We start from the raw sequence: 10,176 nt of genomic DNA, 5'->3' as shown, positions 1-10,176 counted from the left end.
GGGTGCCACGGACGTGCGGGAAACAGGCCCACCCCCGGCCCCTCCCGCAAGCGGGAGGGGAGACAGGCAGGCCGCGCGCATCACAGCGTGTTCGGGTCCATGTTCACGATCGGCACGATCGGCTGGTGCGCGTGCATGCGGTCGAGCAGCGGCGCCAGTTCGGTATCGGCCAGCAGGATACCCTGGTGCGCCGGGCGCACGAAGCCGACTTCGGCCATGTGGCGGTTGAACGCCAGCAGCCCGTCGTAGAACCCGAAGGCATTGAGCACGCCGACCGGCTTGTCGTGATAGCCCAGCTGCGCCCAACTGACCGCTTCCCACAGCTCGTCCATGGTGCCGACGCCGCCGGGCAGGACGAGGAAGCCGTCGGACAGCTCGGTGAACTTGGCCTTGCGCTCGTGCATGGTCTTCACGATCGTCAGTTCGCAATCGTAGTTGGCGACTTCGCCGCCCTTGCCGTCCTTGCCGGTCAGGGCTTCGGGGATGACGCCGATGCACTCGCCGCCCGCCGCCAGCGCGGCACCCGCGACGGCGCCCATGAGGCCGAGGCGACCGCCGCCGTAGACGACGCCGATGCCCTGCGTGGCAAGCGCGGTGCCGACGTCCGCGGCAAGCTGGACGTAGCGGGGATCGGCGGGAGTGGCGGAGCCGCAATAGACGGCGAGACGCTTCATGTCAGTCAACTACCTTGATATTAACCAGCGCGCCCTCCGGAAGATCGCGCGTCTGCCGGGCGAGGTCACCCGTGATTTGGATGAGGCGGACGAAATCGATCCGCACCAGATGTTCGTGGGCATAGTCCCCGGCGACGAGCGCCTGCGGGGTGAGGCTGTAGACCTCGCCCGATGCGGCAGGCCCTAGCCGCTTTAACGCCGCATCGACAAGGGCGTCCGCACGCCAGATCGCCTTCGTCTCGTCCAGGGCCATGTGCGCCTTGGCCTCCGCCTCGGTGCCGAGCGGGGTGACTTCGCCGAGATCGGGATCGACGTAATGGAACGCGCCCGCATCGTCGGTGACGAGCATGTGCCCCATCAGGCTGTGCGCGACGACCTCGGCGAAGTGCACGCCGGTCCAGCCCCATGCGGCATTGAGGGCGTGGACTTCCCGGCTCACCTGAGGTCTTCCAGCATCAGCTTGGCGGTGGCCTTGGCGCTGCCGACGACGCCGGGAATCCCCGCGCCCGGATGCGTGCCCGCGCCGACGAGGTAGAGGTTCTTCAGCTTGTCGTCGCGGTTGTGGCCGCGGAAGAAGGCGCTCTGCGTCAGGATCGGCGAGAGGCTGAAGGCATTGCCCTTCCACGCGCCGAGGTCCGCCTCGAAATCGGGCGGGGCGTAGTGGAAGCGGGTGACGATGCGGTCCTCGATGTCGGGGATCAGGCGGCGGCCGACTTCGCGGATCACGCGCTGTTCCAGCACCGGGCCGACTTCCGCCCAGTCGATCGGCAGCTTGCCCATGTGGGCGACGGGAACGAGCGCGTAGAACGTGCTCTTGCCCGGCGGCGCCATCGAGGGATCGGTGACGGTCGGGTGATGGAGATAGATCGAGAAATCGCGCGGCAGCACGCCATGCTCGAAGATGTCGTCGAGCAGGCCCTTGTAGCGGGGGCCGAACAGGATCGTATGGTGCGGGATGCCGGGCCAGGTGCCCTCCAGCCCGAAGTGCACGACGAACAGGCTTGGCGAGAAGCTCTTCTTGGTGAGGCTCCTGGCCATCTCCTTGCCGCGCACCATGTCGCCGAGGAGGCTGGCGTACGTATGCATGAGGTCGCCGTTGGAGGCGACCGCGTCGAAACGTTCGCGCCAGCCGCTCTCGCATTCCACTTCGGTGACCTGATCGCCGATGGTGTGGACCTGCCGGACCTTGTCGCCGACGCGCAGCGTGCCGCCGAGGCGCTCGAACAGGTTCGCCATGCCCTGCGCCAGCTTGTTGGTGCCGCCCTTGGTCCACCACACGCCGCCGTCCTTTTCCAGCTTGTGGATCAGGGCGTAGATCGCGCTGGTGCTCATCGGGTTGCCGCCCACCAGCAGGGTGTGGAACGAGAGCGCCTGGCGCAGATGCTCGTCCTTCACGTAGTGCGAGACCATCGAATAGACCGAGCGCCACGCCTGATAGCGCATCATCGCGGGCGCGGCCTTGATCATGCTGGAGAAGTCGAGGAACGCCTCGTGCCCCAGCTTGACGTAGCCTTCTTGCCAGACCCCGGCGGCGTAGCGTTCGAACTCCTCGTACCCGGCAAGGTCGCCGGGGGCGACGCGGGCGATCTCGCGGCGCAGGGAACCTTCGTCGTTCGAGTAGTCGAAAGTGACACCATCGGTCCAGTTGAGGCGATAGAACGGCATGACCGGCATCAGCGTCACGTCGTCGGCGATGTCGTGGCCGGAGAGCTTCCACAACTCGCGCAGGCATTCGGGGTCGGTGACGACGGTGGGGCCGGCATCGAAAGTGAAGCCCTCGCGCTGCCAGGAGTAGGCGCGGCCGCCCACCTTGTCGCGCGCTTCGATCAGGGTGGTGGCGATGCCGCTGCTCTGGAGCCGGATCGCGAGGGCAAGGCCGCCGAAACCGGCGCCGATGACGCAGGCCTTCTTCACGATACGGCTCCCAGATCAGCCAGCGGACGCCCGCGTCCGGTCAGGCTGGCGAGCGCCGCGCCCACCGGCACCGGCGGCTTTCCGGCCAGCACCCGCGCCATGTCGAGCGGGGTCGAGCGGCCTGCGTAGAACCGTTCGATCAGCCCTTCGGGCAGCGTGTAGAAGCGCGCCAGCATGCGCCAGCGATCCGGGCCGTGTGCGGCGCCGAAGAGCATCTTGCTCAACATTCGATAGAAGCGCCCTTGGCGCCAGTGCTGTGCGGCCCTGTCATGACTGGTCCTCAATAGGGCGGACCCGGAGAGATTGTCGAGGCTGGTCAGGTAAAGCGCGAATCTTGTCGCATCGGGAATCGAGTAGGATGTCAGCGGATGGCACAAGGCGGCGCGGGTTCCGGCACGCGGCAGGGGGCTTCCGGCGCGCCAGAACGCCTCGAAATCCCCCTCGGCGATGACGGGAAGGACGCCGGTTTCCTCGTAGGCAACACTCTCGACCTGCCAGCCTTGCGCGCGGGCATAGTCGGCGATGCGGGTGCGCAGGGCCGGGAGGTCGAGGTCGGAGGTATCGGAATAGTACGTATCCTCGACGAAGACCTCGGTATCGGAGAAGGGCAGGCAGTAGACGAAGCGGTAGCCGTCGATCTGCGCGACGGTGGCATCCATCACCACCGGCCGCGCCAGCCCATGCGGCGAAGCGAGGCGCAGCGACAGCCCGACGAACTTCTGCCAGCCGCCTGCCATGTGCGGCAGGCCCCGGCTCCCCCGCGCGTCGATCACCGCCCCGGTGGCGAAGCGGCGACCATCGGACAGGGTGACGCTGGTGGCGTCGGCGTGCTCGACTTCGAAGCCGGTGACGATGGCGTCGGCGGGCAGCGCTGCGCGCACCGCCGCGTCGAGCTTTGTGCCCGTTGCGCTCCGGTAGGGTGTCGTTAGGTGCCGCCTGGTGCCGGGAAAACGCACCTCGTAATCGTCCCAACGGGCAACGACGATGGGGTCCAGCAGCGCCTCGCCGCCTTCGGGCAGGTCGCTGGCGAAGAAGGACCAGACGTGTTCCCCGCCAAGTCGTTGATCACGCTCGAATATCGCCACACGAAGGTCCGGTCGCCGCGCCGCGAAGGCAAGCGCGATCAGCCCGCCGGCAAGGCCGCCGCCGAGTATCGCGAGGTCACAGAACGCCGGATCGGCCGATTTTTGCTGCATCGCGGCGTTGTTTAGGCACTGCGAACGATTGCTGCAACTTGGCAGACCCCTCGCTTTACTGCATGTTCGTGACGATGACAGGGCAACTGACAGTTTGCGACGCCGCGTCGGGGGATGCGGCCGCAATAGCCGAGATTTACGCGCACTACGTGCTGGAAAGCACCGCGACGTTCGAGACCGAGCCACCTGACGAGGCGGAATCGGAACGGCGGATCTGTGAGCTTATCAAGGGCGGCTATCCCTTCCTCGTCATGCGCGACGATGACGGCAAGGTGCTCGGCTTCGGCTTTGCCCAGCGCTACGGCCCGCGTGCGGGCTATCGCTACAGCGTCGAGACGACGATCTACGTGTGCCAGGACAGCCTGAACCGCGGGATCGGCAGCGCGCTGCTTCAGGAACTGCTCACCGAGTGCGAGAAGCGCGGTTTCCGGCAGGCTTTTGCGGTGATCGCGGCCTCGGAACCGGCCTCGGTCGTGCTCCACGCGCGGGCGGGGTTCCTGCCGGTCGGTACGCTGACGGCGGCGGGCTGGAAGCACGGTCAGTGGATCGACGTGTTCCTCATGCAGCGCCGCCTCGGCGACGGGAACGAGACGCTGCCCGAAGGTGCCGCGGCATCCTGAACCTCGCGGGACGCTCGCCCCTGCTGCCGCATCGTCCGGCGGTGTGGCTGGCGCTTGCTCTTGGCCTTGCGCTGCTGGCGGTCGAGCTTGCCATGGGGCGTCCGGTGATCTGTCCATGCGGCGTCGTCCGGTTCTGGGCGGGGGACGTGCAGTCGGACCAGAACAGCCAGCAGGTCGCTGACTGGTACAGTTTCAGCCACGTCATCCATGGGTTCATCTTCTACGGAATCGCGCGCGCGCTCTGGCGGTGGACTGCGCTGGGCCGCGTCCTGTCGCCGCGCTGGGCCTTGCCGCTGGCGGTGGCGTTCGAGGGAGGCTGGGAACTGCTGGAGAACTCGCCCCTGATCATCGATCGCTACCGTTCAGTCACTATCAGCTACGGTTACAGCGGCGACAGCGTGCTCAACTCGCTGAGCGACGTGGGGTGGATGGCGCTGGGTTTCATTGTCGCCGCGCGCCTCCCGGCCCGAGCCAGCGTAGCTCTGGCGCTGGTGTTCGAGACGTTCACGCTGTTCATGATTCGGGACAACCTGACCCTCAACGTCCTGATGCTGGTGCACCCGATCGAGGCGGTGCGTGACTGGCAGTCGTCGGCTTGAAAGCCAAGCGAGGCAACTGTTAGGTCCCGCAAAGCGTTGGTCTCTCAAGATCTTCAGGGGACCGTCATGAATTCACGCCTTGTCTTACGGATTTGCACGGCATCTGCCGCCCTTCTTTCGATGCCCGCCATCGCGCAGGAGGCGCCGCAGCAACAGCCGACCGAGAACGTTCTCGACGGTGATTACCTGACGGTCGGTGTCGGCGCCGTCTATGTGCCCAGCTATCGTGGCTCGGATGACTACATCCTCTCGCCGGTGCCGCTGGTGCGCGGCCATTTCAAGGGCGTGGACATCAATCCGCGCGTTGCGGGCGTGGCGCTGGACTTCATTCCCGACGACAAGGATTCGGGCATCGGCTTTTCGCTGGGGCCGGTCGTCACGGCCTCGTTCAATCGCAACCGGCGCGTGCGGGACGAGGTCGTGCGGGCGGCAGGCAAGCTCGATCCGGCGATCGAGGTCGGCGTCAGCGCGGGCGTGACCAAGTACCGCGTGCTGCACGACTACGATACGCTCACGCTGTCGAGCGACGTGAAGTGGGACGTGAACGGCGCCTACAAGGGCATGGTCTGGTCCCCCGCGATCAGCTACACGACGCCCCTGAGCCCGGCGGTCGTCACGGTGCTGGCGGTCAGCGCCCGCCGTGTCGATGACAAGTTCGCGCGCTACTATTACTCGGTGAATCCGGGGCAAAGCCTTGCGAGCGGGCTGCCGGTCTACAATGCCAAGGGCGGCTGGGACAGCGTCAACACCTCGCTGCTGATGGCTTATGACCTCTCCGGCGACGTGCGCGACGGTGGGCTTTCGGTGTTCGGAGTGGCGAACTATTCGCGCATGCTGAACGACGGCAAGGACACGCCGTTCACCTCGCTGCGGGGCAGTGCGAACCAGTGGGTCCTGGGCGCGGGCGTGGCCTATACGTTCTGATGCGGGGAGCCTTCGACGGCTTCGATCACCTTTCGGCGCAAGTCAGGCAGCACTTCCGCTTCGAACCACGGGTGCTTCGCCATCCACAGCCGGCTGCGCCACGCCGGATGCGGAAGGGGGAACAGTCCTTCCGGTGCCTCGCGCCACCGTCGCACCGTTTCGGTGAGGTTGGGCGCGAAGCCGCGCGGCAGGTAGCGTTTCTGGGCGTACTGCCCCACCAGCAGGGTCAGGCGCCGCTGCGGCAGTTCGGCCAGTAGCGGCGCGTGCCAGCGCGGGGCGCATTCGGGGCGAGGGGGCTTGTCGCCGCCGCTCGCCTTGCCCGGATAGCAGAAGCCGGAGGGCATCTGCGCGACTTTCGCGGTGTCGTAGAACATGGCCTTGTCGAGCCCCAGCCAGCCGCGCAGCCGGTCGCCGCTGTCGTCGTCCCAGCCTATGCCGCTGGCATGGACCTTGCTGCCCGGCGCCTGCCCGATGATGAGCAGGCGCGCGGAGGGGCTGGCCGCGACGAACGGGCGCGGCTCGAAGCCCAGCGCCGTCTCGCACAGGCGGCAGGCGCGGATTTCGCCGAGGAGGGCGTCGAGGGTCGCGGAGGCCATCTACCGCAGATGGCCACCTTCCTTGCCTGAGACAAGGCGTGCCCTGTTACCCCGCCTTGTCGAGAGCGGCGACGGGGTCCTTGGCGATCTGCGGATAATACGTCTCGAGCATGGCGTGCCAGTCCGCCGGAAGGTCCTCGAAGCGCTTCACCTTGCCGCCGTTGCCGAACAGATTGAGCGTACCGGGGCGATCTCCCATCCGCAGCCATTCTGGCCAGCTGCGCACGTCATTGGACTGCACTCGCGTGTCGACGTTGGTGACCGCCGGGTCCAGCACCAGCGCGCTCGGCGCGGACAGGGTGCTCACTTCGTTCAGATAGGACACCGAGCCGTCGGGGGCGGTCACCCGGGCGTGCGAGCGGTCGCGTACCGCGATCTCGCCGGTGCGCAAGGTGAAGGGCACGGCGGGGGTGTGGACGTGCTCGAAGCGGGGCGTACCCGGGACGTCGGGAATGTCGATCTCGTTGGTCGCCGAAACCCGCACGCGCGTGGGGATCGGACCGCGACCGCCGACTTTCACGGTCTCTCCCGTGATCGGGTTGCGGAGGTCGGTGAGGCGACGGCCGGTGTCGATATCGACGCGGAAGCTGATCTCCAGGTCGATCAGCTCGAAACTGCCGTCGGTCTTGTGCGTGATGCGCTGGATCGATCCGAGGTTGATCGCATAGACCGGAATCAGGTCGCCGCCCGTCGCGGCCATGTACGGACCTTTGATCCACGAGAAGACGAGGCCGTCGTCCGTGCGATAGCGCAGCTTGCGATAGATCAGCGAGGCGTCGGCTGCATTGGCGGGATCGAGCAGGCGCTTCTTCGGCGTTGCGGCCGCCGCCGGAAGCGAGGCTGCGGCAAGCGCGGTGGCGCCCAGTCCCAAGGCGGTTCGTCGGTCCAGTTTTGCCGCGTCGTTCAGCTCGATCATTTTACAATCCCCTTACTGCGATCGAGAAAGTTGATCGATATCGGAGGAGCAACAAGCATGTGGCACGGGATTGGTCGCGTCTCGGATAGCGATGGGCTCAGCCCGCCACGCGCATCGCCATGAGGGACGAGGAATAAGGCGCGATGAGGCTCTTTGCGCGGTCCCAGGCGCCGCGCAGCCAGGTGTCCTGCACGGCCGGATCGGGTGGGAGGATCACCGGCATCGTCTCTCGCCCCTCTGCTCTCAGTGCCGCGTTCGCTTCGCAGGCGAGGAGGGCGAAGGAGGGAATCTCGCTGTCCTTCCATACCGCCGCCATGGCGAAGACCGGTTGGTCGGCGCAGGCGAACCAGCACTGGCGGCGCTTGCCATCCGTGGGCGAGGGGCGGCCCCATTCCATGAAGGCCGTGGCGGGGACCAGGCAGCGGAACTCGCTGTTGCGCAAGTTGCCGATCCAGAACGGGCTGTCGAGGTTGCGCACCGTCAGGATGCCGCGCTGCTCGTGCACCGAGGGCGGCGGCGGTACGCCCCAGAGGCGCGGGATCATCCGGCGCGGGGTGCGATAGTGGGGCCTCGGCCCGGCGATCGCCTCTCGCCCAGCCGTTATGACCGGCGCGAACTGCCCGGGCGCGACGTGGCCGCCGTCCCACGGGTCATTGCCGGATTCGGCCCCGAAGGAGCGTGCGACATGCGGCGCGGGCGCGTCGAGGCGATAGAGCATCGGCATGGGCTCAAGCCTCTAGACCCCGCCGATACGCGCGTCTATCACTGCGCCGTCCCCGGGGAGCCAGCAAGTGGCTGAGAGTTGTGGGTATGCTCCACAAGACCCGTCGAACCTGAACCCGTTAGTACGGGCGGAGGAAGTGGAGCGTCGGGTTTGAGCATGTTTCAACGCCCGCAATGCGTCTCTTTTTTCGTCCCATGGAGAAAAAGAGAGGCAATCCATGGCAGACATCAATTCCAAGCTCGAGATCGGCGTGACCACCGGCCCCATCCGTGGATCGAGGAAGATCCACGTCGGCCCGCTGGGTGTGGCGATGCGCGAAATCCACCTCGAACCCGGCAGCGGCGAGGCCCCGGTGCGGGTCTACGACACCTCCGGCCCCTACACCGACCCCGATGTCACGATCGACATTTCGGCGGGCCTCGCCCCCAAGCGCCGCGAATGGATCGTCGCTCGCGGCGACGTGGAGGATTACGCCGCGCGCGAGGTGAAGCCCGAGGACAACGGCCTCAAGGGGCCTGACCGTTCGGCAGGGGTTCCGGCCTTCCCCAACGTCGTCAGGCGGCCCTTGCGCGCGAAGGCAGGCATGAACGTCAGCCAGATGCACTATGCCCGGCGCGGCATCATCACGCCGGAGATGGAATATGTGGCGGAGCGCGAGAACCTCGGCCGCGCCATGCTCAGGGAATACGTGCGCGACGGGCAGGCCAGAGATGGTGAAAGTTGGGGCGCATCGATCCCGGACTACGTGACGCCCGAGTTCGTGCGCGAGGAAGTCGCGCGCGGCCGCGCCATCATCCCCTCCAACATCAATCACCCCGAAAGCGAGCCGATGGCGATCGGGCGCAATTTCCTGGTCAAGATCAACGCCAACATCGGCAACTCTGCCGTCGCGTCGGACGTGGCGAACGAGGTCGACAAGATGGTCTGGTCGATCCGCTGGGGCGCCGACACCGTCATGGACCTTTCGACCGGGCGCAACATCCACGACACGCGCGAGTGGATCATTCGCAACAGCCCCGTGCCGATCGGCACCGTGCCGATCTATCAGGCGCTGGAGAAAGTCGGCGGCATTGCCGAGGACCTGACCTGGGAAGTCTTCCGCGACACCCTGATCGAACAGGCCGAGCAGGGCGTCGATTACTTCACCATCCACGCCGGGGTTCGCCTGCCCTTCGTGCCGCTGGCGGCGAAGCGCGTCACCGGCATCGTCAGCCGCGGCGGCTCGATCATGGCCAAGTGGTGCCTGGCGCATCACAAGGAATCGTTCCTCTACGAACGCTTCGACGAAATCACCGAGATCATGAAGGCCTACGACGTCGCCTACTCGCTGGGTGACGGCCTGCGCCCCGGTTCGATCGCGGATGCCAACGACGAGGCGCAGTTCGCCGAACTCTACACGCTGGGGGAACTGACGAAGCGCGCCTGGGAGCAGGACGTGCAGGTCATGATCGAGGGGCCGGGCCATGTGCCGATGCACAAGGTCAAGGAGAACATGGAAAAGCAGCTGGCCGCCTGCGGCGAGGCGCCGTTCTATACCCTCGGTCCGCTCGTCACCGACATCGCTCCAGGCTACGACCACATCACCAGCGGCATCGGTGCGGCGATGATCGGCTGGTACGGCACGGCGATGCTCTGCTACGTGACGCCCAAGGAGCACCTCGGCCTGCCCGACCGCGACGACGTGAAAGTCGGCGTGGTTACTTACAAGCTGGCCGCCCATGCCGCCGATCTGGCGAAGGGCCACCCGGCGGCCAAAGTCCGCGACGATGCGCTGTCTCGCGCCCGTTTCGAGTTCCGCTGGCGCGACCAGTTCAACCTGTCGCTCGATCCCGACACGGCGGAGCAGTACCACGACCAGACGCTGCCTGCGGAGGGCGCGAAGTCGGCGCATTTCTGCTCGATGTGCGGGCCGAAGTTCTGCTCGATGAAGATCAGCCAGGAAGTGCGCGAGTTCGCCGCGAAGCAGAACCAGCCGGTCGAAACCTTCGTCGCCGCCGAAGAGGCGGAGGCCGG

At 66.6% G+C, this 10,176-nt stretch carries 11 protein-coding genes and 1 riboswitch; of the genes, 4 read left to right on the top strand and 7 right to left on the bottom strand.

Features of this window, described 5'->3' with window-relative positions:
- Window positions 1-80: 80 nt before the first annotated feature.
- From ACYPYD_RS20200 to crtY, 4 genes are read right to left on the bottom strand one after another with little or no spacing between them, the layout of a single operon-like run.
- Window positions 81-674 carry an LOG family protein gene (locus tag ACYPYD_RS20200; protein WP_459665105.1) on the bottom strand — a complete coding sequence of 198 codons (594 nt, stop codon included), beginning with the start codon at window positions 672-674 and terminating at the stop codon, window positions 81-83.
- Window position 675: 1 nt separating this feature from the next.
- Window positions 676-1,113, bottom strand: a complete 438-nt coding sequence (locus tag ACYPYD_RS20195) for a hypothetical protein (RefSeq protein ID WP_459665103.1) — start codon at window positions 1,111-1,113, stop codon at window positions 676-678.
- Window positions 1,110-2,588 carry a phytoene desaturase gene (locus ACYPYD_RS20190; RefSeq protein ID WP_459665102.1) on the bottom strand — a complete coding sequence of 493 codons (1,479 nt, stop codon included), beginning with the start codon at window positions 2,586-2,588 and terminating at the stop codon, window positions 1,110-1,112. Before ACYPYD_RS20190 ends, ACYPYD_RS20195 begins: the two co-directional genes overlap by 4 nt.
- Window positions 2,585-3,784, bottom strand: coding sequence for a lycopene beta-cyclase CrtY (crtY, locus tag ACYPYD_RS20185; protein WP_459665100.1), 1,200 nt, complete (start codon window positions 3,782-3,784; stop codon window positions 2,585-2,587). Before crtY ends, ACYPYD_RS20190 begins: the two co-directional genes overlap by 4 nt.
- A gap of 74 nt (window positions 3,785-3,858) precedes the next feature.
- Between crtY and ACYPYD_RS20180 the strand changes: the two genes are divergently transcribed.
- The 3 genes from ACYPYD_RS20180 (at window position 3,859) to ACYPYD_RS20170 (ending at window position 5,927) form a co-directional block, all read left to right on the top strand.
- Window positions 3,859-4,404, top strand: coding sequence for a GNAT family N-acetyltransferase (locus tag ACYPYD_RS20180; protein ID WP_069709211.1), 546 nt, complete (start codon window positions 3,859-3,861; stop codon window positions 4,402-4,404).
- A 41-nt stretch (window positions 4,405-4,445) separates the two neighbouring features.
- Window positions 4,446-5,003, top strand: coding sequence for a DUF2585 family protein (locus ACYPYD_RS20175; protein WP_459665098.1), 558 nt, complete (start codon window positions 4,446-4,448; stop codon window positions 5,001-5,003).
- Between the two features lie 120 nt (window positions 5,004-5,123).
- Window positions 5,124-5,927: a MipA/OmpV family protein gene (locus ACYPYD_RS20170; protein WP_156799822.1), complete on the top strand. Its 804-nt coding sequence runs from the start codon at window positions 5,124-5,126 to the stop codon at window positions 5,925-5,927.
- Here ACYPYD_RS20170 and ACYPYD_RS20165 read toward each other — a convergent pair.
- The 3 genes from ACYPYD_RS20165 to ACYPYD_RS20155 form a co-directional block, all read right to left on the bottom strand.
- Window positions 5,915-6,523, bottom strand: coding sequence for a uracil-DNA glycosylase family protein (locus tag ACYPYD_RS20165; RefSeq protein WP_008829798.1), 609 nt, complete (start codon window positions 6,521-6,523; stop codon window positions 5,915-5,917). The genes ACYPYD_RS20170 and ACYPYD_RS20165 overlap by 13 nt on opposite strands.
- Before the next feature lie 46 nt (window positions 6,524-6,569).
- A complete protein-coding gene (locus tag ACYPYD_RS20160; protein ID WP_459665096.1) occupies window positions 6,570-7,439 on the bottom strand; it encodes a DUF1838 family protein in 870 nt (289 codons plus the stop codon).
- 97 nt (window positions 7,440-7,536) lie between these two features.
- Window positions 7,537-8,163: an SOS response-associated peptidase family protein gene (locus tag ACYPYD_RS20155; RefSeq protein ID WP_459665094.1), complete on the bottom strand. Its 627-nt coding sequence runs from the start codon at window positions 8,161-8,163 to the stop codon at window positions 7,537-7,539.
- A 43-nt stretch (window positions 8,164-8,206) separates the two neighbouring features.
- Window positions 8,207-8,317, top strand: a riboswitch (TPP riboswitch).
- A gap of 63 nt (window positions 8,318-8,380) precedes the next feature.
- Between ACYPYD_RS20155 and thiC the strand changes: the two genes are divergently transcribed.
- The coding region (gene thiC / locus ACYPYD_RS20150) for a phosphomethylpyrimidine synthase ThiC (RefSeq protein WP_459665092.1) at window positions 8,381-10,176 on the top strand (1,796 nt) is incomplete at its 3' end.

Source organism: Novosphingobium sp. 11B (genome assembly GCF_054589055.1).
Note: the sequence above shows the minus strand (reverse complement) of the source record. Positions and strands in the feature narration are given on the sequence as shown.

What these genes read in the sequence shown, in the direction of transcription:
- ACYPYD_RS20180 (WP_069709211.1), top strand. Translation starts at nt 3,859, where the DNA reads ATGACAGGGCAACTGACAGTTTGCGACGCCGCGTCGGGGGATGCGGCC.
- ACYPYD_RS20170 (WP_156799822.1), top strand. Translation starts at nt 5,124, where the DNA reads ATGCCCGCCATCGCGCAGGAGGCGCCGCAGCAACAGCCGACCGAGAAC.
- crtY (WP_459665100.1), bottom strand. Translation starts at nt 3,784, where the DNA reads ATGCAGCAAAAATCGGCCGATCCGGCGTTCTGTGACCTCGCGATACTC.
- ACYPYD_RS20155 (WP_459665094.1), bottom strand. Translation starts at nt 8,163, where the DNA reads ATGCCGATGCTCTATCGCCTCGACGCGCCCGCGCCGCATGTCGCACGC.
- ACYPYD_RS20200 (WP_459665105.1), bottom strand. Translation starts at nt 674, where the DNA reads ATGAAGCGTCTCGCCGTCTATTGCGGCTCCGCCACTCCCGCCGATCCC.
- ACYPYD_RS20165 (WP_008829798.1), bottom strand. Translation starts at nt 6,523, where the DNA reads ATGGCCTCCGCGACCCTCGACGCCCTCCTCGGCGAAATCCGCGCCTGC.
- ACYPYD_RS20160 (WP_459665096.1), bottom strand. Translation starts at nt 7,439, where the DNA reads ATGATCGAGCTGAACGACGCGGCAAAACTGGACCGACGAACCGCCTTG.